Annotated in this window: 16 protein-coding genes; 9 read left to right on the top strand and 7 right to left on the bottom strand. The window is 75.0% G+C overall.

Features of this window, described 5'->3' with window-relative positions; genetic code table 11:
* Nucleotides 1–186: 186 nt before the first annotated feature.
* Nucleotides 187–1,029, top strand: coding sequence for an alpha/beta hydrolase (locus GL259_RS05515; RefSeq protein WP_159529714.1), 843 nt, complete (start codon nucleotides 187–189; stop codon nucleotides 1,027–1,029).
* Between the two features lie 44 nt (nucleotides 1,030–1,073).
* On the opposite strand, the gene GL259_RS05510 is transcribed toward GL259_RS05515, so the two are convergent.
* Nucleotides 1,074–2,948: a sulfatase gene (locus tag GL259_RS05510; RefSeq protein ID WP_159529712.1), complete on the bottom strand. Its 1,875-nt coding sequence runs from the start codon at nucleotides 2,946–2,948 to the stop codon at nucleotides 1,074–1,076.
* 215 nt (nucleotides 2,949–3,163) lie between these two features.
* Here GL259_RS05510 and GL259_RS05505 point away from each other — a divergent pair, with 215 nt between their 5' ends.
* The 4 genes from GL259_RS05505 (at nucleotide 3,164) to GL259_RS05490 (ending at nucleotide 5,836) form a co-directional block, all read left to right on the top strand.
* A complete protein-coding gene (locus GL259_RS05505) occupies nucleotides 3,164–3,406 on the top strand; it encodes a DUF397 domain-containing protein (RefSeq protein ID WP_159529710.1) in 243 nt (80 codons plus the stop codon).
* A gap of 166 nt (nucleotides 3,407–3,572) precedes the next feature.
* The gene (locus GL259_RS05500) at nucleotides 3,573–4,475 is read left to right on the top strand and encodes a universal stress protein (protein WP_159529708.1); all 903 of its coding nucleotides are present in this window, start codon (nucleotides 3,573–3,575) and stop codon (nucleotides 4,473–4,475) included.
* Between the two features lie 198 nt (nucleotides 4,476–4,673).
* Complete coding sequence (locus GL259_RS05495; RefSeq protein ID WP_159529706.1) at nucleotides 4,674–5,273, top strand: ABATE domain-containing protein; 600 nt, start codon at nucleotides 4,674–4,676, stop codon at nucleotides 5,271–5,273.
* Nucleotides 5,274–5,338: 65 nt separating this feature from the next.
* Nucleotides 5,339–5,836: a hypothetical protein gene (locus GL259_RS05490; protein ID WP_159529704.1), complete on the top strand. Its 498-nt coding sequence runs from the start codon at nucleotides 5,339–5,341 to the stop codon at nucleotides 5,834–5,836.
* A gap of 171 nt (nucleotides 5,837–6,007) precedes the next feature.
* On the opposite strand, the gene GL259_RS05485 is transcribed toward GL259_RS05490, so the two are convergent.
* Together GL259_RS05485 and GL259_RS05480 are read right to left on the bottom strand one after the other, a co-directional pair.
* Nucleotides 6,008–7,966, bottom strand: coding sequence for an N-acetylmuramoyl-L-alanine amidase (locus GL259_RS05485; protein ID WP_166461429.1), 1,959 nt, complete (start codon nucleotides 7,964–7,966; stop codon nucleotides 6,008–6,010).
* Between the two features lie 272 nt (nucleotides 7,967–8,238).
* A complete protein-coding gene (locus GL259_RS05480) occupies nucleotides 8,239–9,378 on the bottom strand; it encodes an aminoglycoside phosphotransferase family protein (RefSeq protein ID WP_159529702.1) in 1,140 nt (379 codons plus the stop codon).
* Nucleotides 9,379–9,611: 233 nt separating this feature from the next.
* Here GL259_RS05480 and GL259_RS05475 point away from each other — a divergent pair, with 233 nt between their 5' ends.
* Complete coding sequence (locus tag GL259_RS05475; protein WP_159529700.1) at nucleotides 9,612–11,105, top strand: hypothetical protein; 1,494 nt, start codon at nucleotides 9,612–9,614, stop codon at nucleotides 11,103–11,105.
* Nucleotides 11,106–11,126: 21 nt separating this feature from the next.
* Here GL259_RS05475 and GL259_RS05470 read toward each other — a convergent pair whose 3' ends face one another.
* The 3 genes from GL259_RS05470 to GL259_RS05460 all read right to left on the bottom strand — a co-directional run bounded on the left by GL259_RS05470 (nucleotide 11,127) and on the right by GL259_RS05460 (nucleotide 15,767).
* A complete protein-coding gene (locus GL259_RS05470; protein ID WP_159529698.1) occupies nucleotides 11,127–12,545 on the bottom strand; it encodes a SpoIIE family protein phosphatase in 1,419 nt (472 codons plus the stop codon).
* Between the two features lie 293 nt (nucleotides 12,546–12,838).
* Nucleotides 12,839–13,933, bottom strand: a complete 1,095-nt coding sequence (locus GL259_RS05465) for a chemotaxis protein (protein ID WP_159529696.1) — start codon at nucleotides 13,931–13,933, stop codon at nucleotides 12,839–12,841.
* 259 nt (nucleotides 13,934–14,192) lie between these two features.
* The gene (locus GL259_RS05460; RefSeq protein WP_159529694.1) at nucleotides 14,193–15,767 is read right to left on the bottom strand and encodes an alpha/beta hydrolase; all 1,575 of its coding nucleotides are present in this window, start codon (nucleotides 15,765–15,767) and stop codon (nucleotides 14,193–14,195) included.
* 289 nt (nucleotides 15,768–16,056) lie between these two features.
* On the opposite strand from GL259_RS05460, the gene GL259_RS05455 reads away from it, so the two are divergent.
* Nucleotides 16,057–16,716 (top strand): chaplin, encoded by a 660-nt coding sequence (locus tag GL259_RS05455; protein WP_159529692.1) that lies wholly within the window; start codon nucleotides 16,057–16,059, stop codon nucleotides 16,714–16,716.
* Nucleotides 16,717–16,768: 52 nt separating this feature from the next.
* Here GL259_RS05455 and GL259_RS05450 read toward each other — a convergent pair whose 3' ends face one another.
* Nucleotides 16,769–17,254 (bottom strand): nucleoside deaminase, encoded by a 486-nt coding sequence (locus GL259_RS05450; protein ID WP_159529690.1) that lies wholly within the window; start codon nucleotides 17,252–17,254, stop codon nucleotides 16,769–16,771.
* A gap of 159 nt (nucleotides 17,255–17,413) precedes the next feature.
* On the opposite strand from GL259_RS05450, the gene GL259_RS05445 reads away from it, so the two are divergent.
* Together GL259_RS05445 and GL259_RS05440 are read left to right on the top strand one after the other, a co-directional pair.
* Entirely contained in the window at nucleotides 17,414–18,196 is a 783-nt protein-coding gene (locus tag GL259_RS05445) for a GNAT family N-acetyltransferase (protein ID WP_159529688.1), read from the top strand.
* A 545-nt stretch (nucleotides 18,197–18,741) separates the two neighbouring features.
* A complete protein-coding gene (locus GL259_RS05440; RefSeq protein WP_159529686.1) occupies nucleotides 18,742–19,701 on the top strand; it encodes an NAD-dependent epimerase/dehydratase family protein in 960 nt (319 codons plus the stop codon).
* Nucleotides 19,702–19,745 lie beyond the last annotated feature (44 nt).

The following is a 19,745-nucleotide window of genomic DNA, read 5'->3' as shown; positions in this document are numbered from 1 at the left end:
TCGCCTGTCGCGCCTGTCGCGCCGCTCCGGACGACCGATCATTCGGTCGACTCCTCCGGGATCAGTAATCCAGGACGTCGGGCCCGGTGCAAGACCCGGGCCTGCACATTTTCCGCGCCGGTGCCGGCCGCCCCGCCGGGGTGAACCCGTTGCGCGGGGCGCGTCCGGGGCGGCAGGATCACCGGCATGCCGCTCTTCACCGCCCCGGACGGAACCCCGCTCGCGTACCACGAGCGGGGCGCGGGGGAACCGCTGGTCGTGCTGCCGGGCGGCCCCATGCGGGCCGGCGCGTACCTCGGCGACCTGGGCGGACTGGACGCCCACCGCCGGCTGATCCTGCTCGACCTGCGCGGCACGGGGGAGTCGGCGGTGCCGGCGGACCCGGCGACGTACCGCTGCGACCGGCTCGTCGACGACGTCGAGGCGCTCCGCGTCCACCTGGGCCTGGACCGCGTGGACCTGCTGGCCCATTCGGCGGGCGGGAGCCTCGCCATGCTGTACGCGGCCCGGTTCCCCGGGCGCGTGGGACGGCTGGCGCTGATCACGGCCGTCCCGTGGGCGCTCGGCATGCCGGCGACGGCCGGGCACCGGCTCGCGGCGGCCCGGCTGCGGGAGGAGGAGCCCTGGTTCCCGGAGGCGTTCCCGGCGTTCGAGGCCTGGCTGGAGGGGACCGGCGACTTCGACCCCGTCTTCCTGCCGTTCTTCTACGGACGCTGGGACGACACCGCCCGCGCCCACGCCGCCGGTGACGAGGAGCAGACCAACGAGGAGGCCGCCGACCGCTACGGTTCCGCCGGCGCCTACGACCCTCCCGCGACCCGTGCCGCACTGGCCCGCCTCACGGCGCCGGTGCTGGTCCTCGCCGGTGAACTCGACGGCGGCCCCGCACCGTCCCTCGCCCGCCGCGCCGCCGGCGTGTTCCCGGCGGCCGGGGTCGCGGTGCAGCCGGGCGCCGGGCACTACCCGTGGCTGGACGACCCGGAGTGGTTCACGGGACGCGTCACGGACTTCCTCTCCGGGCGGCGGTGACGCGGCGGCGGACCCGCCCGCGCCCCGTCACCCCCGCGTCCCCGTCACGGCCGGTCCCCGGGCGCGGACGCCCCGGACGGTGCGCCCTGCGGCCCGAACGCCGTCATGAAGCGGTCGCGGAAGGCGTCCATGCCCCAGCGCGGGGCGTCGGGCGCGGGCCTGAGCCCGTCGGTCCAGCCCCACCCCTCCACCCGGTCCAGCACCTTCTCGTCCCGGGCGACGATCGTGACCGGCACGTCCCGGCGGGTGTCACCGGCGGTGACGGTGGGAACCGGCTGGTGGTCGCCGAGGAAGACCAGGACCGTGTCCTCGTCGCCGTACCGCTCGACCCACTCGGTCAGGCTCCGCAACGAGTACTCGATGGCCCGCCGGTACTCGGTGCGCACCTTCTCCGGGTCCTTCCAGACCTCCTTCGGGTCCGTGCCCTCCTTCTTGATCCCGTGGAACACCGAGCCGTCGCCGAGGTCGTCCCAGTCGATCATGCGCGCGATGGGGGACCAGGGGTTGTGGCTGGAGGCGAGGATGATCTCCGCCATGATCGGCTCACGGTCCTCCTTCCCGTGCTCCAGGCGCTCGAAGGCCTCCAGGCTGAACTGGTCGGGCACCGGGGTCCAGCTGAAGTACGGGCCGTGGTAGCCGAGGTGCTCGGAGTCGTAGATGTGGTCCAGCCCGAAGAACTCGCCCTCCGGCCAGGCCCGGCGCACCCCGGGCACGATGCCGACGGTGCGCCAGTCACCGGTCTTGCGGAAGTAGTTGGTGAGGGTCATCCGGTCGCTGGTGGTCAGGCTGCGGTAGCGCTGCTGGTTCTTGATCCACAGGCCGGACAGGAAGGTCGAGTGGGCGAGCCAGCTGCCGGCACCCGTCACCGGCGAGGTGAGCCAGCCGCTGCGTGAGGCGAAGCCGGCCGACCTCAGCCGGCCGGTGCCCTCCGTGAGGACCTCGCCGACCGGCCCCGCCATCGCCGGGTCGTCGATCGCCACCCGGCCGTAGCTCTCGATGAAGGTGAACAGGACGTCCTTGCCGCGCAGTCCGGTGAGCAGCCGGTCGGGCGGCGTCCGGGCGAAGGCGTCGACGGCGGCCTGTTCCTCGAAGACCCGCGCGTCGCGCAGGCCCGCGCGCACCTGCTCCACGCGGTTGCCCAGCATCTCCGCGGTGCCCTTGGTGGCGACCGGGACACCGGCGACCCGCACGCCCAGGGTGACGCAGGTGATCCACGCGACGCCCAGCACCAGCGTGGTCCGGACGGCGACGGGGCGGTGCCGGACCATCAGGTCGGTCAGCCGCACCGTCGCCAGCGTCATGAGCACCAGCAGGGAGACGAACAGGACGATCACCCCGGCCACGGCGAGCACCTGCCCGCCCCGGCCGAACGACTCCCGGACGAAGTCCGCCGCGTCGTCGAGCAGGATCCAGTCGAGCACCAGGTCGAAGGGCCGGGCCAGCACCTGGTGGAAGCCCATGTCCACGAGCTTCAGGACGGTGAGCAGGCCGAGCAGGACGCCGGAGACCGCCGCCGTGATCCGCCGCGGCCTCGGCGGCAGCGCGAGCAGCAGGGTCGCGAGCAGGATCCCCTCGGCGGGGAGGCGGAGGAAGGCGTCGGGCGAGAGCCGTTCCAGGCGGTTCGGCACGAGGAGCGCGAACAGCACCAGTGCCCCGGCGAGGACGGTCGTCCCGACCGTGACGCCGCGCGCCGCACGGGGCGGGAGGAGCCACCGGCCGAACCGGCCCGGGCGCGCGGCGGCCGGCTCTGCCTCGGTGGCCGGCTCGGCGCCGGCGGCCGGTGCGGCGCCGGCGGCCGGCGTGGCTCCGGAGGCCGCCGCGGCCCCGGTGGTGCCCGCGGGCGCGGCGCCGTCCCCGTCCCCGTCCGCTCCGTCCTCGGTGGCGTCCGGCGATCGACGGGAGCGAGTGAAGAGCGACACCCGGAGGTCCTTCCGTGCGGTCCTGCGATGGCATGGCGAACCGGGCCCGGTGGGCGGGCCCGTCCACACCAGTACGTCCGCGCGGACCTCCGGGTTCAACGCACCTCCGGGTCCGATGGGCGCCGCCGCGGAAAGGGACTTCCCGCGCGGCCTGTCGGGGGCAGGGGCCGATCGCTAGGCTGGCCGCGGACGACGGAATCGGGAGGAGCACGGACGTGGCCGAGAGCACCACCCAGCAGCGCCCGCTGACGGGCTGGGACAAGCCGGACCTGGACCTCAGCAACGCGCAGTGGCAGTCCAGCAGCCGTGGAATGGGCGATGTCCAGATCGCCTTCGTGGAGGGCTTCATCGCCATGCGCAACAGTGGCCGCCCGGAGAGCCCTTCGCTGATCTTCACTCCCGCCGAGTGGGGCGCGTTCGTGTCCGGAGCCCGGGAGGGGGAGTTCGACCTGACGTGATCCCGGCCCGCGGGAGCCCCCCGCCGGCCGCCCCGCCGAAGCCGCCACCTCCCCGGACGTGTTCCCCGCGTTTTTCCGGACACGCGATCAGAAGCGCCTTCCCCGGTCCCCGCCTGAGTCAGGCTGGTCCGGGAAGGCGGAGGTCGTACACCGGAGGCGAGGAGACATGAGCACCCAGCCGGTCGTCGCGGCGGTCGACGGTTCGGACGACAGCCTGCGCGCCCTCCAGTGGGCCCTCGACGCCGCCCGTCGGCACGAGGCCCCGCTGCGGGTCGTGCACGTGCGCCAGTACGCCCCCTGGGTGCAGCCCGAGGTCCTGGCCGCCGGTCCGCCGGACCCGGACGACGACCCGGTCCTCGACCAGGTCCGCGCCCACCTGGAGGGGCACACCGGGCTCCCGGCCGTCGAGTACGCGGCGCTGGTGGGCGCGCCCGGCGGCGTGCTGCCCGAACTGGGGACCACGGCCCGGCTGCTGGTGCTCGGCTCCCGGGGCCGCGGCGGCTTCGCCAGCCTGCTGCTCGGCTCGAACTCCCTGGCCGCGGCCCGCGACGCCGAATGCCCCGTCGTCGTGGTGCCCCGGCCCGGGCGCGGGGCCGACGGCGAGCCGCGGGCCGAGCCTGGCCGGCTCGTGGTGACCGGCCTGAACGCCGACAGTCCCGACGAGGCCACGCTCGCCTTCGCCTTCGCCGAGGCCGCCCTGCGCGGCGCCCGGCTCCGGATCGTCGCCGCCTACCCGTGGCCCCTGCAGACCTGGATGCTGCCCGGGGAGATGCCCGCGCCGGGGATCGACCAGGACGCCGTCGAGCACGAGACGCGCGTCCTCGCCGACGGCTTCCTCGCCCCGCACCGCGAACGGCATCCCGAGGTCACCGCCGAGACGCAGGTGCTGCCCGGCGACGCGGCCGGTCACCTGGTCGCGGCCTCCCGGGACGCGGCGCTGCTCGTCGTGGGACGGCACCGCCGCCGTCTGCTGGCACCGGCGCGCATGATGGGCTCCGTCACCCAGGCCGTCCTGCTGCACGCGGAGAGCCCGGTCGCGGTGGTCCCGCCGGCCCCGCCGGAGGAGTAGACCCCGTGCCGGACGCCCCGCGCGTCCGGCACGCGGCGGCCCTCCGCCCCGCGTGCACGCGCTCCCCGGGCTCTCGACCTCGCCCGCGTGGGGCACCCCCATGAGCAGGGGCACCGCGCGCCGCCGAGGGCCCGCCTCCCGGCCGGACGGGACGGCTGCCACCGGCCCGACGGATCCCGGCCCGCCTATCATCGGCCCATGCGGGATTCGATCAGCAGGGACGCCCGGCTCACCCTGGACCTCGCCCTGACCGTCCGGCACGACGGCGCCGGCGGGCTCGCCGACGACCTGGCCGGCCCCGCCGGCCTCACCGCCTGGGTGCGCGCCCACCCGGACGCGTTGCCCGGCGCGGACCGCTTCACGGCCGGCGCCGACGACCTCACCGCCGCCCGTGAGCTGCGCGCCGCCGTCCGTGCCCTCCTCGCCCGCGCCGTGCGCCCGGACGAGCCGAGCCACGCGGACGCGGCCCGGCTGCTGCCCGTGCCCGAGGCCCTGCGGCGCCTGAACGAGGCGGCCGCCCGCACCCCCACCGTGCCGGTCCTGCGGTGGACCGAGGACGCCGGGCCGGTCGCGCACCGGCGTCCCGCCAGGGGGGAGGACGACCTGACCGCCGTCCTGGCGCAGGCGGCGATCGGTTTCCTCGCGGGTCCCGACCGCCGGCGGCTGCGCGCCTGCCACGCGCCGCGCTGCGTGCGGTACTTCCTGAAGGAACACCCGCGTCAGGAGTGGTGCAGGCCGTCCTGCGGCAACCGGGCCCGGGTGGCCCGCCACCACGAGCGGCACCGGCGGACCGCGTAGCGGCGGCGGGTGCCGCCCGCCCGCCTGTCCGCCCGTTCGGGGGGCCGGGCACGTACCATGGCGGCATGTCGTTCCTCCGCCGCCGCAGTGCCACTCCCGCCGGGCCCGACTTCGACGTACTGGCCATGGACCCGGGCGACTGGCCCGGCAACCTGGGTGCCGGGCTGCTGCCCGCCCCCGACGGCAGTTGCCAGGGCGTCTTCCTGCGTTACGACCTGTTCGGCGGCCGCGGCCCCGCGATGATCATCGGTAACCTCCCGGAGGGCTCCCCGGCCCGGGACGTCCCCGAGGGCGAGGTCCCCTTCGAGGTCGGGCAGCTGCTGCTGGCGCTGGAGAACGAGGAGGAGGTCACCGTCGTCGGCACCGAGGACGTGCCGGTGATGCAGGGCGACAACCTGCTGATCGTGCGCCGCGTCAAGCTCTCCGAGGGCCGGATCTCCTGCGTGCAGTTCGACCGCAGCGACAACGTCCTGGTCACCATCGCCGCCTGGGACCGCCCGATCACCGACGACCTGTACGCCCTCCTCAAGCCGCTGCCCGCGGAACTGTTCCAGCAGGGCTGACCCCGCCCCGTACGGCAAGGGCGCCTGCCGGACGTCCCCGTCCGGCAGGCGCCCTTCGCCGTGTCGCGGCCCTCGTCGCCCGGTGGACCGCACCTTCGGACCCCGCCGCCCTCCAACGAGGGGCCGGGCCGGTGCGCTCCCGAACCCGTCCCCCCGGCCGCCACCGTGGCGCTACGCCGGCCTCACCGTCACGTCCGCCGCCCGCACGAAGCCGACCCGGTGCCCGAACTGGATCTCGTAGTACAGGTCCTCGCCGGTCACCACCCGGTGCGAGGACTCGTCGAAGGTCACCGCGTAGTAGTACTCGCCGGGCACCCTGCCCCCGGTCACGTACCTCTGGCCCTTCGGCAGCGTGTACGGCAGCGGCGACACGGACTGCGCGGGCACCCCCTCCGGGTACGCCTCCTTCTCCGGGTAGGCGCGTCCGTACACGGGCACGGAGTCGAGGCCCTTCCGCGGGGTCACGACCAGGCCCGACGCGGGCACCGCGGTGGGCTGCTTCACCGGGTTCCTGAACCACGCCTTCTGGCCCAGGTACCAGATGGCGGTCCACTCGCCCCAGCGGTCGGCGACCGCGTACTGCTGGCCCGTGGAGGCGCGCGACGACAGGTCGTTCACCCCGGTGGTCGGAGCGGAACCGAGGCCGACGTCCCTGATCAGGGGAGAGTTATCGTCGTGGTCGGAGTACAGCCGCACCGCGCTCGAGCCGTGCGTCGCGCACGGCTCGCCCGCGTTCTCGCAGCCCGTGAAGACCGGACGGTTGGCGGCGTAGTCGGGCCGGATCGTCACCATGCCGGCGTGCCGGCCGGCCGTGGCCTCGAAGGGGCGGCCCAGCAGCTCGAAGTAGTGCGCCCAGTCCCAGTAGGGGCCGGGGTCGGTGTGCATCCCGGGGATGGTTCCCGAGGTCGGCCCGGGCACGGTGTCGTGACCGAGGACGTGCTGCCGGTCCAGGGGGATGTCGTACTTCTCGGCGAGGTACCTCACCAGCCGGGCCGAGGAGCGGTACATCGCCTCGGTGTACCAGGCGTCGGGCTCCGCCAGGAAGCCCTCGTGCTCCAGGCCGATCGACCCGGCGTTGACGTACCAGTTGCCCGCGTGCCAGGCCACGTCCTTCGCCTTCACGTGCTGGGCGATGTGCCCGTCCGTGGAGCGCAGGCTGTACTGCCAGGACACGTAGGTGGGGTCCTGCACCATGTCGAGGACGCCCTCCCAGGCGCCCTCCGTGTCGTGGACGACGATGTACCGGATCGGCTGCGAGACCGGCCGGTTCCCCAGGTCGTGGTTGCCGTAGTCGCCGTCCCCGAACTCCTCGTACGGCGCCGGGACCCACTCGCACGACACCGTCGGCGGACACTCCGTCCCGGCGGCGGAGGCGGTGCGCAGGCCGGTGAGGGCCGGCGCCGAGGTGTCGGGCGCCAGGCCCGGACGGGCGGCGAGGACGACCCGCTGCCCCGCGTCCGTGATCCGCTCCCCGCCGGCGCGGATCACCTCGTACACGTCGTCGGCGTACGCCGCCGCCGACGCGGTGTCGTCCGCGCCGGAGAAGCGGGCCACCGCCCCGTACCAGTCCGCCGGGTCCCCGCTCGCCGGCTGCCCCAGCCGGCGCTGGGCGTCCGCCAGCAGCGCGGCTCCGCCCGCCACGTTCGCGGCCGGGTCCTCGCGCAGCCGCTCGGGGCTCAGTCCGGTCAGCCGGGCCGCCCTCGGCAGCGTCGTCAGACGCGCCGGGAGGGCGTCGGTGCGCGGGGGCCGGGCCTCCGGGCGCAGCGGCGGGCGGGCGTCGTCACCGCGGGGGTCCTCCGTGCCCTCGCCGTGGTGCTCGGCCGCGGCGAGCGCCGTCCGGGCGTCCGTGAGGTGCATGGGGCCGTAGCCGCCGGTCACGCTCGGGGCGCCGCCGTGCGCGTCCCAGCGGGACTGCAGGTAGGAGACGCCCAGCAGCACGCTCTGCGGCACGCCGTACTCGGCGGCCGCGACGGCGAACGCCTGCTGGAGCCGGTCGGTGTCCGGCGGGGGCGGGGAGGGGGCCGCGCCCAGCAGGGGCAGGGTCACTGCCACCGCGGCCAGGGCGCGGACGGTGCCACGGATGCGCCGGGGTCCGGACGCACGGCCGGGTACGGGGGTGGATGGTCGCAATGCAGCCTCCTGGGACGGGCGGGCGCGAGGGGCCCTGCGGAGCCGAGCGGTGCGTCAGTGGTACCGGCCGGCTGATGATCCGTCAATCATGCCCAGGAGGGCGTGACCTCCCCCGTCCATCGGCGTGCGGGGGCGTTTCGCGGTGACGGCCGCGGGGCCTGCGGCGCGTCGGTGGAGTACACCGGTGGCTCCGGCCCGAAGGCCGTCGGGTGCGGACACACGACGGTCCGCGGCGCGCCTCTGTCGGAGCGCGCCGCGGACCGTCGCCCCCGTCAGCGAGTGCCGACCGCCGCGCGCACGGCCCGGCGGGCCAGCTGGCAGTCGTCGTGCAGCCGCCGCAGCAGCAGCCGCTGTTCCTCGCCGGACGGTGCGGCGCCCGGGTGGGCCGCACCCGGTGCCGCCGGGGCCGGGTCGTGCATCGAGCGCTGCACGGCCGTCTCGTAGGTACGGATCTCGCGGGTCAGCACGAGCATCAGGTTCACCAGGAACGCGTCACGCGAGGCGGGGCCCGCCGACTGGGCGATCTGGCTGATCTGGCGCCGTGCCACCGGCGCGTCCCCGAGGACCGCCCACAGCGTCGCCAGGTCGTAGCCCGGCAGGTACCAGCCCGCGTGCTCCCAGTCCACCAGCACGGGACCGGCCGGTGAGATCAGGACGTTCGAGAGCAGGGCGTCGCCGTGGCAGAACTGGCCCATGCCCTGCCGCCCGGCCGCGAGGGAGATGCCGTGCAGCAGCTTCTGCAGATCGCCCATGTCCCGGTCGGTGAGCAGACCCAGCTCGTGGTACCGGGAGATGCGGGCCGCGTAGTCCAGCGGGGCGTCGAACGTCCCGGCCGGCGGCCGCCAGGAGTTCAGCCGGCAGATCGCGCCGAGTGCCGCCCTGATGTCCGCCCGCGGCGGCGCCTCGGTCGGGTGCCGCTGGAGCGCCGCCACCCGGCCGGGCATCCGCTCGACCACCAGCGTGCAGTTGTCCGGATCCGCCGCGATCAGCCGGGGCGCCCGCACGGGCGGGCGGTGCCGGACGAACGAGCGGTATGCCGCTATCTCGTGGCGGATCCGCTCGCTCCACGCGGGGGAGTGGTCCAGTAAGCACTTGGCGACCGCGGTGCTCCGGCCGGTGGTCCCCACCAGGAGGACGGACCGGCCGTTGCGGCGCAGCACCTGCACGGGGGTGAACTCCGGGCAGATGCGGTGCACCGACGCGATCGCCGTGCGCAGCCGGGCGCCCTGCGGTCCGGAGAGGTCGAGCCGGCCGCTGAGCGGCTGGGTGCCCGGTCCCGCGGGGCGCCGTACCGTGCCCGCGCCGAGCACGGGGGTCGCCGGGCGCGCGGGGGTGAGGTAGGGGCCGCCGTCCGACGGACGCGGACGCAGCGGCCGGGGCGGGGCGGACACGGAGGACGATGCTGCGTACATGGGCGATACAGATCCCTTCGTGTGCCTGAGATGTCGTCGACCACCCGGCCCGGCCGCCCAGGTGCACCCTGGGGAATGTCCCTGCGGCGACCGGGTCGTGGTGGCGCGTTCCTACTCGACACCCGAGGCCCCCTGGCACACCATCTGGCGAACCCTGGCGAACCCTGGCGAATAGTCGCCCGGCAACTCTGCCCGGGCTACTGTCAACTCAGCCGAGAACCTGGGGGCTTGACGTGAGCGGACAACCCAACACCCGGCTCGCGGACCTGTTCGGCCTGGCCGGCTGGTCCAAGGGCGAACTCGCGAGGCTGGTCAACCGGCAGGCGGCGGCCATGGGCCACCCCCAGCTGGCGACCGACACCTCCCGGGTGCGGCGCTGGATCGACATGGGAGAGATCCCGCGCGATCCCGTACCGCGGGTGCTGGCGGCCCTGTTCACCGAGCGTCTCGGCCGTGTCGTGACCATCGAGGACCTCGGTCTGGTCCGGCACGGGCGTACGGGGAGACGGCCACGCGGCGGGAAGACGGAACATCCCGACGGAGTGCCGTGGGCGCCCGAGCGGACGGCCGAGGTCCTCACCGAATTCACGGGAATGGACCTCATGCTCAACCGACGCGGCTTGGTGGGCGCGGGCGCCGCGCTCGCCGCGGGATCCGCACTCAGCAGCGCCATGCACGACTGGCTGCACACCGATCCGGCCCTGACCGCCGACGCTCCACGCCTCGACGACCCCCTGCACGCCGACCCCGCCGGGTTCGACCGCTACGAGGCAGCCCCCATCGGGTCGCAGGAGATCGAGGAACTGGAGCGCTCCGTGGAGGTGTTCCGCGCCTGGGACGCCGCCCGGGGCGGCGGCCTCCAGCGCAAGGCGGTGGTGGGCCAGCTCAACGAGGTGGGCGGCATCCTCGCCTACCGTCATCCACCCCATCTCCAGCGGCGTCTGTGGGGCGTCGCCGCCAACCTGGCCGTCCTCGCGGGCTGGATGTCGCACGACGTCGGTCTGGAACCGACGGCCCAGAAGTACTTCGTCATCGCCGCCCACGCGGCCCGGGAGGGCGGTGACCGGCCGCGCGCCGGTGAGGCACTGTCCCGGGCGGCCCGCCAGATGGTGCACCTGGGCCGGCCCGACGACGCCCTGGACCTGATGAAGCTCGCCCAGTCCGGCGCGGGCGAGGAGATGCTGCCGCGCACCCGGGCGATGTTCCACACCATCGAGGCCTGGGCGCAGGCGTCCATGGGCAAGGGCCAGGCGATGCGCCGCACCCTGGGCCGCGCCGAGGACCTGTTCGTCTCGGACAGGTCCGACGCGGAGCCGCCGGACTGGATGCAGACCTTCAAGGACGAGGACCTGTACGGCATGCAGGCCCTGGCCTACCGCACGCTGGCCGAGTTCGAGCCCGGAGCGGCCGCGCACGCCCAGCACTACGCGGAGAAGGCCCTGTCCCTGCGCGTCGACGGACGGGAGCGGTCGAAGATCTTCGACCATCTGTCCATGGCCTCCGCGTGCTTCATCGCGGACGACCCCGAACAGGCCGACCGGTACGCGCGCCTCGCCCTGATGTCGATGGGCTCCAACTCCTCGCGCCGCACCTGGGACCGGCTGCGCCAGATGTACCGGCTCACCGCCGAGTACGCCTCCTACCCGAGGATCCAGGAGCTCAGGGAGGAGATCAGACTGGCGTTGCCGAAGCCGAGGGGGAAGGGCGGCGCCGGCGCGCAGGTGTGAGGGCCCGGGCCTTCGGGGCCGCTACGAGGCGACCCGGGCCACGAGCACGCAGGCGCCGTCCTCGCGCTCCCTCTCGCCGAACTCCTTCACGACCGTGCGGACGCAGTGCTCCGCGGTGCGGGCCTCGGCGAAGTGCGCGGCCAGGCCGAGGAGACGGCGGACGGCGGTGGTTCCGGCGTGCCCGGGCACCAGCCCGTCGGTGTGCAGGAGCAGCAGGTCGCCGACCTCGAGGGTCACCTCGGCCTGCCCGTAGGAGGCGCCCGAGGTGGCCCCGAGCAGCACGCCGTCCGGTGTGTCCAGCGTGCGCCCCGTCCCGTCGCGGAACAGCAGCGGGGCGGGGTGGCCCGCCTGCGCCCACACCAGGGAGCGGGTCTCGGGCCGGTAGCGCAGACAGACGGCGCTGCCCAGGACCGGCTGCACGGTGGCGTCCAGCAACCGGTTGAGACAGGCCAGCAGGGGACCCGGCTCGGTGCCGGTCATCGCCATGCCGCGCACGGCGCCGAGCAGCATCGCCATGCCCGTGGCCGCGCCGACCCCGTGCCCGGTCAGTTCGCCGGCGCTGAGCAGTGTGGTGCCGTCGGACAGTTCCAGGGCGTCGTACCAGTCGCCGCCGACCGGCGTGCTCGTCGACGACGGCAGGTAGTGGGCGGCGAGGTCCAGGGTGCGCGGGCCGCCGTGCGGGAGCCGCAGGGAGCCGCGCCACGGTGGCAGCACGGCCTCCTGCAGCTCGACCGCGAGCCGGTGCTCGGTCTGCGCGGCGGCGTGCCGCTGGCGGTGCAGCGAGTCACGGGTCTCGCTCACCGCCCGCCGGCAGCGGCGCAGTTCGCTGACGTCCCGCAGCACGGCCCACATCGAGGCGGTGCTGCCGTCGGCACCGAGTACCGGTTCGCCCATCATGTGCACGGTCCGCACGCCGCCGTCCGGGTGCACGACGCGGAACTCCCCGTCGATGGGCCGGGCGTCGACCAGGCAGTCCGTGACCATCGCCGTCAGCTTCGGCCGGTCCTCGCCGTGCACCAGGGAGGGCAGCTCGTCGAGGGTGAGCGCGGGAGCGGCCGGATCGCGGCCCAGGATGCGGTACAGCTCCCCGGACCAGCTCGCCTCGTCCGTGAGCAGGTTCCACTCCGCGCTGCCGACCCGGCTGAGCAGGGACCCGCCGTGCGCTGCGGCGGCCGGCGCGGGCGCGCGGTCCGCGGCCGCCGGCAGCGGACCGTCCCGCAGTTGCGCCAAGTGCTCGTCCAGGTCGTCGAGCTGATGCAACGCCAGGTCGTACAGCGCCCGCTGCCAGCGGTTCCGCGGGTCCGACCGGTCGGCCGGTGTGTCGCGTCGTACGGCGTCCACCTCGCCCTTGAGCCGCCGGGTCTGCGAGATGAGCGCGTCGACGTCGCCGCTTCCTGGCGGCTGGGCGGCTGGGCGGCCCGCGGAGAGGTGGGACGGCATGACGCACTCCGATGGGGAACGGTGGGGCCTTCGGGCGGACGGAGGGACCGTTACGACTGTTGCACAGCCCGCCACGCCCCGTAAGGGATTTGGCAACACACGATAAGGCGGTGCCCCTGGCATATGCCACCGTCTTCGGGAGTTACTCCGGGGTATGCGCGTGGGGCCCGTTCTTCTCGCCAACTCCCATGGTACGCAAGTGAAGTGACGCAGCGTCGGCTCACCGCCGGAACCCACTCGCGTGTTCGACGGTCACGCGTTTGTTCGTGTCCGGCCGACGGCGCGCCCCGCCCTCAGTACCGCAGCACCCCCGCGATCCCGTCCGCTTCCCCGAGGGCGCCGTCCGGGACGAAGCGGACCTCGGCGCCGGTCTCCAGGCACTGCTCCACGATCTCGTCCACGATGTCCTCGCGGGCGTCCAGGTCGCCGTCCTCGGCGATGACCAGGTGGTCGCCGGTGTCGCGCGCCGTGATCCGGTAGTTCTCCTCGACGGCCAGCAGCCGCACCCGTCCCTCCCGGGCGCTCTGCCACAACTCGTCGACCCCGGCCGCGAACTCCCTGCGCCCGCGGGCGGAGGCCAGGGACCGGGTCACGTCCTCGGTGACCCTGCGGGTCTCGGCCTCGAGCGCCGGCTTCACCGCCTGCCACACCGCGTCGGGCGTGCCCTGCGCGAGCCCGCCGCGCGGGATGTGCACCGCGCTCCTGGTCACGCCGCCGACCTCGGCCAGCAGGGACAGCGCGGCCGGTTCGCCGGTGACGTACAGCGGCCGCGGGTGGTCGCGCAGGAGCGCGCCCATCGCGAGGTCGGCCTCGCGCAGGAACGCGCGGGTGCGTTCGTCGCGGAAGGCGCTCGGCTGGTCGCCGATCCGCTCCAGCCGCTCCGGGTCGAAGTTCTCCGCGCTTCGGATCAGCGGGAAACCGCCGGAGCGTTCCTCCGCCACCCGGTCCGCGCCGCCGCTCCACAGGGTGACCCGGTCGGCGGACGCGGACAGCACCCAGAACGACCGTTCCGCCGTGTGGGCGGAGACGAGGTTGCGGGTCAGGAAGGTGTCCGAGAGCACCACGCGCTCGGGCACGGAACGCGCGAGCGACCACACCTGGTGCTCGCCCGGGGCCGCGAAGATGATCAGACCGTCCTCGCTGTGCGTCAGGTCGACCTCGGACAGGGCCCGGTCCAGTTGCCGGGCCACGTCGGTGCGCCGGTCCCGGGTGACCGCGGGATCGGACTCCAGCTGCTTCTTGGCCTGGCCCACCGCGTTGCGCAGCCGGACGACGTCCTGCGCGTTGAGGGGATCGCGCCGGTGTGTCGGCGTCAGTACGGACACCGCGGGGTAGGGGCGCGGCCGGCGAAGCCCGGCCAGGGCCGCGGGGCTCAGATCGTGCTCCATGACAGCACCATAGAACCGATTCCCGGGTACGGCATTTGGGGCAAAAACCCCGGCTGTGGCGCGCGGACCGGAGCGGCCGCGGCACGGGCCGGCGAGGGGGCGGCCGGTGACGGCGCACCCGGCCCGCCGGCCCCGTGCCCGGCGCGGGGAGGCCGCGAGGGCGCCGCGGCGGCACGCGTGCCGGGCCGGCGGCGGGGCAGGCGGGGGCGCGGGACGCCCGGCCCCGCGGAGCCGGCCCCGCGGGATCCGCGCAGGCGGTTCAGGCCCGGTCGTCCTCCCCGGAACCGCAGGAACTGCCGCTCGGCGGCAGGGAGCCGTACAGCAGGAAGTCGTCGACCTTGCGCTGGACGCACTCGGACGACCCGTAGCCGGTGTGGCCCTCGCCCCGGTTGTCCAGCACCACCGCCGCGTCACCGAGCCGCTCGGCCGTCTCCACCGTCCAGCGGTACGGGGTGGCCGGGTCGCCCCGGGTGCCGACCAGCAGCATCTTCGGCGTGCCGAGGTCCTTGACCCGCTCGCGGATGTAGTCGGTGCCCCTGGGCCGGCCGTAGCACATCAGCACCTGGGCGAGCCGGTACCGGCCGAAGACCGGCGAGGCCTCCTCGTAGGCGGTGCGCAGCCGGGCCAGGTCCCGGGTCAGCCGCTCGGCGGTGGGACGGTCCGGGTCGTCCGCGCAGTTCACCGCCATCAGCGCCGCCGGCGGGTTGTCCAGCGGTATCTCCTCCTCGTCGACGAGGGGGTCGTCGGCCCGCTGCGGCGCGGGGAGCGCCCCCCCTCCTGTCGCGAAGGCCTCCACCCCGCGGGTGTCCCCGTCCTCCATCAGCTGCGCGAGGGCCCGCTGCAGCAGCGGCCACAGTTCCTTGCTGTACAGACCCTGCCCTATGGCTCCGGCGAGATCCTGACCGCTGAACTCGAAACCGAAGGTGGTCGGCACCGGGTTCTCGTCGAGCGAGTCGACCAGTTCCACGACCTGCCGGCGGGCGTCGCGCGCGTCCTGCCCGAACGGACAGGCGATGTCCTCGGTGCACCAGGTGAGGAAGCTCTCCAGCGCCTTCTGCTGCCCCCTGGCGCTCGTCAGCCCCTGCTCGGTCATCGAGTCGGTCAGCGTGTCCACACCGTCGAGCACGAACCGGCCCACCTTCTCCGGGAACCGGGCCGCGTACACCGCGCCGAGCCGGGTCCCGTAGGAGAAGCCCAGGTAGTTGAGCTTCCGGTCGCCGAGCGCCTGGCGCATCACGTCCAGGTCGCGTGCGACGTTCACGGTGCCGATGTGGGAGAGGACGGGGCCCGAGTGCTCGGCGCACTCGGCGGCCACCTCGCGCAGCTGCGCGAGCGCCTCGCGCGGGTCGGACACGTTCTCGCCGCTGGTCGCCTCCAGCACCCGGCCGGTGGCCTCCGTGCCGCAGCTGACCGGTGAGGAACGGCCGACGCCGCGCGGGTCGAAGGAGACCACGTCGTAGTCGTCGGTCAGACCCATGAACTCCTTGCCGCCGTAGGCGAGCCCCAGGACGCCCGAACCGCCCGGACCGCCGAAGTTCAGCACCACCGAGCCCCGCGGGTCGCCGGTGGCCCGGTAGCGGACGAGGGCCAGCTCGAGGGTGCCCTTCCCGGGGTCCGCGTAGTCGAGCGGGACGGTGATCTTCCCGCACTGCAGGTCCTCCGGCAGGTCCGCGCTCCTGCAGGCCGCCCATGTGATCTTCTGGTCGTAGAACCGGTCGAGGTCCGGCTCCGTGTCGCCGACGGCCGTCAGCCCCGCACCCAGCAGGGCCAGCCCGGCCGCGCCGGTGACCGCGCGGCGTCGGACCGAGGGTCGCGTGGACGGCTTGGCCAGCATCGATGCCTCCAGGGATGCCCCGCAGCGGGCCGGGAACCGGCGCCCTCGCTCACCATAAGCGGGCCCCGGGCCCCCCGCCTGTCGGCCGGGCGGCCGCGCGCCCGGCACCGGCCCCCGTGTGTTCACCGGCCGTGCGTTCGCCCCACCTGCCCGGGCCTCGAACGGCGGGACCCCTGATGGAGTGAACGGGCCGGGGTCCGTACGGGGGAGCCATAACCCGGATGGCGGTGCCCGCGTTCTGTCCGGTGCGGGCAAGGGCCCGCGACCAAGTCTGGAAGGCAGGGAACCTATGGGACGGGTCACCCGAAACGGTGTGATCGCCGTCGTCGCCGCGTCGGGCGCGATGGCCGTGGCGGCGCCGGCGTACGCCGGCGCCGGGGCGGAGGGCACCGCGGCCGGCTCGCCCGGGGTGGTGTCCGGGAACACCGTCCAGCTCCCGGTGCACGCCCCGCTGAACGTGTGCGGGAACACGGTGAACGCGGTGGGCCTGCTCAACTCCGCCGTGGGCAACACCTGCGTCAACGAGGACGCCCACGAGAACGCCGGCGAGCGGGGCGGGCCCGCGGGGCGGGCCGGCGGTGCGACGGCCGGGAGCGGCGCGAACGGTTCACCGGGCGTGGCGTCCGGCAACCAGGTGCAGCTGCCGGTGGACCTCCCGGTCAACGTCAGCGGGAACAGCGTGAACGTGGTCGGCGTCGGGAACGCGGCCGTCGGCAACGAGTCCGTGAACGCCTCCGGCGAGCGGCCCGACCGCCCGGAGCCCGAGCCGTCCGCGCCGCCGCGCACGCGGCCGGCCCCCGATCCGGTGCCGCACACCGCCCCGCGGGAGACGGCCGCCCTCGCCGAGACGGGCGCCGGCCGCACCGCCCCGGCCCTCGCGGCCGGCGCCGCGCTCCTCCTGGGCGGGGTCGTCCTGTACCGCCGCGCCCGTCCGCGGACGGACGGCTGAACCCCGGCGGAACGGCCTGACCCGGGGCCCCGCCGCCCGGTGGGGCCCCGGGTCAGGCGCGTGCGCGGTGGAACCGCTGGTGCAACTCCTTGACCCTCCCGGCCAGTTCCGGGACGGGGCCGTCCACGGCCACACCGGGGGCGACCTCGGCGACGGGCAGCGTCCGCACCGGCGGGGCGGGCACCCCCAGCTCGGAGAGCCAGGACATCAGCTGCTCGGAGGAGGCGACGTACACGATGCGCCCGAGGCCCACCCAGGCGTGGGCGGCGGCGCACATCGGGCAGTGCTCGCCGGAGGTGTACACCGTGGCGGCGGCCCGTTCGCCGGGCGTCAGGCGGGCCGCCGACCAGCGCGCCAGCTCGAACTCGGGGTGCCGGGTGCGGTCCCCGGAGGCCACCCGGTTGTGGTCCTCGGCCAGCACGGTGCCGTCCCCGGCCACGAGGACCGAACCGAACGGTTCGTCCCCGGACTCCAGCGCCTCGGCCGCCAGCTCCACACAGCGGCGCAGGTACGGCAGTTCGGCTTCCCTCACGGCCACGGGACGGCCCTCCTCACGACGGCTTGACCGACAGCACCCTAAGGTTCAGGGCGCGCGGGGGCGAGGCCGCCGCGGGCGGGGGGACGTGCGGCCGTCGTGAGGGAGGCCGGTCCCGTAATTCCTTTGCCCCGGCGCCGGACCCGTGGTGGAGTCGGCCCCATGGACCATGCCGCGGCACTCGCCCTGTTCGACCGCGAGCTGCGTGAGGGAGCGCGGCCCGACGGGCCCGGCGCACGCGTCGAGCGCACCGGTGGTGTGGTGCGGCAGACCGCCCCCGCGCACGGCTGGAACGGCGTCGTCTGGTCCGCCCTGGACGAGGCGGACGCGGACGCGGCGATCGCGGAGCAGATCGCGTACTTCACCGGGCTCGGCCGTGGGTTCGAGTGGAAGCTGTACGGCCACGACCTGCCGGTGGACCTCGGGCGGCGGCTCGTGGCGGCCGGGTTCACGCCCGAGCCGGAGGAGACCCTCATGCTCTGCGAGGTCACCGGTCTCGCCCTCGACACCGAGCCGCCCGAGGGGATCCGCGTCGTGCCCGTCACCGACCGGGCGGGCGCCGGCCTGGTGGCCGACGTGCACGAGAAGGCGTTCGGCACCGACGCGTCCTGGCTGCGTCACCAGCTGCTCGCCCGGCTCTCGGCCGACCCCGGCACCGTCGTCGCGGTCCTCGCCCTGGCCGGCGACGAGCCGGTCAGCGCGGCCCGGATGGAACTGGTGCCGGGCACCCGGTTCGCCGGACTGTGGGGCGGCGGCACCGTGCGGGCCTGGCGCGGCCGGGGCGTCTACCGCGCGCTGGTCGCCCACCGGGCCCGGGCCGCCGCGGAACGCGGCTACCGCTACCTCCAGGTCGACGCCTCCGACCAGAGCCGTCCCATCCTCGAACGTCTCGGTTTCACCCCCCTGACCACGACGACTCCGTACGTGTACGTGCCGGTGCGGTAGCGGAGGCGCACGGGCACGCCCCGTCGTGGCCCGTCCCCGTGGACCGCCCGGCGATCTCCGGGCCGGCCGCTCGTGCGGAGGGGTTCGGGCGAACACGCCTCCGGCAGGGTGGTCCCCTCCGCTCCGGCGGGTCCACCGCGCGACCGCCTCGTCCCCGGCGGCCCGGGCCGTCGTCCGCGCGATCCCCGGCCGTACCGCCGCCGTCGGCGCGCCCTCGGCGGGGACCGACGGGAAGAAGACCGGCGGGAACGGGCCGGGACCGCCCGCGCGCTCTCCGGCGTGCCCGGATCCATCGTCGGCGTACCGCTCTCCGCCGGTTGCCGGAGCGCACTCTCCTTGATCTCCGCCCGGGGCTGCCCACGCGATGACCCCGGGGGCGGCAGGCCGCCGGTCGTGTTCGGCTCCTCCTCCCTTCCTCCTTGCGCCAGGCCCTGACGACGGTCCGGTCCCGCATTTCTTGCTAGTGCCAGTCGCAAGAGTTAGAGTCTATAACTGTTGCGACGGCCGATAGGGGATCGATCGCGCACCGACTCGAGGAGACCGTCATGTCCGCTGCCGCCACCGACTCCCGCGCCCTGCACGCCGTTCTCGGCTCCGGTCCCGCCGGCACCGCCCTCGCCCGGGAACTCGCCCGCCGCGGCCACCCCGTCCGGCTCGTCGACCGCCGGGGAGACGGGCCCGCGCTCACCGGCGTCCAGCGGTACGCCGCCGACGTCGGCACCGCCGAGGGCGCCCGGGCGGCCACCGCGGGCGCGGCCGTGGTGTACCACTGCGTCAACGTCGGCTATCACCTCCAGACCGAGGTCATGCCCCGGGTCCAGGAGGCCGTGCTCGGCGCGGTCGAGGCCTCCGGGGCGCGGCTCGTCGTCCTCGACACGCTCTACCCGTACGGCGAGACCGGGGGAGCGGTGATGACCGAGGACACGCCGTGGCGGGCGACCAGCCGCAAGGGCCGGATGCGCGCCGCGCTCGACGAGCGGTACCTCGCCGCGCACCGCGAGGGCCGCGCCCGGGTGGTCCTCGGCCGCTCCGCCGACTTCGTCGGCCCCGGCGTGCTCAACTCCTCCCTCGGCGCCGCCGTGTTCCCGGGCGCGCTCACCGGCGGTGAGGTGCTGGGGCTCGGCGACCTGGACCTGCCGCACAGCTACACCGCCATCGAGGACGTGGCCGCGGGTCTGGCCACCCTCGGCGAGCGCCCCGGGGGCGACGGCCGGGTCTGGCACCTGCCCACGGCGCCCGCCGTCAGCACGCGGGAGATCCACGCCATGATCGAGAGGCGGACCGGCCGGCCCCTGAACGTCGTGGTCCTGGAGGAGCCGCGCCCCTTCGGCCCGTTCGACGAGGAGTTCATGGCCGAGTACGCCGAGATGTTCTACCAGCACACCGAGCCCCAGATCATGGACTCCTCGGCCTTCGAGCGGGCCTTCGGCGCACGGCCGACGCCGCTGGAGGAGACCCTGGACGCCACCGTGACCTGGTACGAACAGTGGGCGGCCCGCCTCTGACGGGGACCGCCCGCGCGGGACCGACCCGGCGCGGGAGCGGTACG

The organism is Streptomyces sp. Tu 3180, assembly GCF_009852415.1.
In the GTDB taxonomy this organism is placed as follows: domain Bacteria; phylum Actinomycetota; class Actinomycetes; order Streptomycetales; family Streptomycetaceae; genus Streptomyces.
Note: the sequence above shows the minus strand (reverse complement) of the source record. Positions and strands in the feature narration are given on the sequence as shown.

Excerpts from the sequence above, each read along its gene's own strand:
- GL259_RS05515 (WP_159529714.1), top strand. The coding sequence starts at position 187 with ATGCCGCTCTTCACCGCCCCGGACGGAACCCCGCTCGCGTACCACGAG.
- GL259_RS05500 (WP_159529708.1), top strand. The coding sequence starts at position 3,573 with ATGAGCACCCAGCCGGTCGTCGCGGCGGTCGACGGTTCGGACGACAGC.
- GL259_RS05445 (WP_159529688.1), top strand. The coding sequence starts at position 17,414 with ATGGACCATGCCGCGGCACTCGCCCTGTTCGACCGCGAGCTGCGTGAG.
- GL259_RS05495 (WP_159529706.1), top strand. The coding sequence starts at position 4,674 with ATGCGGGATTCGATCAGCAGGGACGCCCGGCTCACCCTGGACCTCGCC.
- GL259_RS05470 (WP_159529698.1), bottom strand. The coding sequence starts at position 12,545 with ATGCCGTCCCACCTCTCCGCGGGCCGCCCAGCCGCCCAGCCGCCAGGA.
- GL259_RS05465 (WP_159529696.1), bottom strand. The coding sequence starts at position 13,933 with ATGGAGCACGATCTGAGCCCCGCGGCCCTGGCCGGGCTTCGCCGGCCG.
- GL259_RS05490 (WP_159529704.1), top strand. The coding sequence starts at position 5,339 with ATGTCGTTCCTCCGCCGCCGCAGTGCCACTCCCGCCGGGCCCGACTTC.
- GL259_RS05455 (WP_159529692.1), top strand. The coding sequence starts at position 16,057 with ATGGGACGGGTCACCCGAAACGGTGTGATCGCCGTCGTCGCCGCGTCG.
- GL259_RS05440 (WP_159529686.1), top strand. The coding sequence starts at position 18,742 with ATGTCCGCTGCCGCCACCGACTCCCGCGCCCTGCACGCCGTTCTCGGC.
- GL259_RS05460 (WP_159529694.1), bottom strand. The coding sequence starts at position 15,767 with ATGCTGGCCAAGCCGTCCACGCGACCCTCGGTCCGACGCCGCGCGGTC.
- GL259_RS05480 (WP_159529702.1), bottom strand. The coding sequence starts at position 9,378 with ATGTACGCAGCATCGTCCTCCGTGTCCGCCCCGCCCCGGCCGCTGCGT.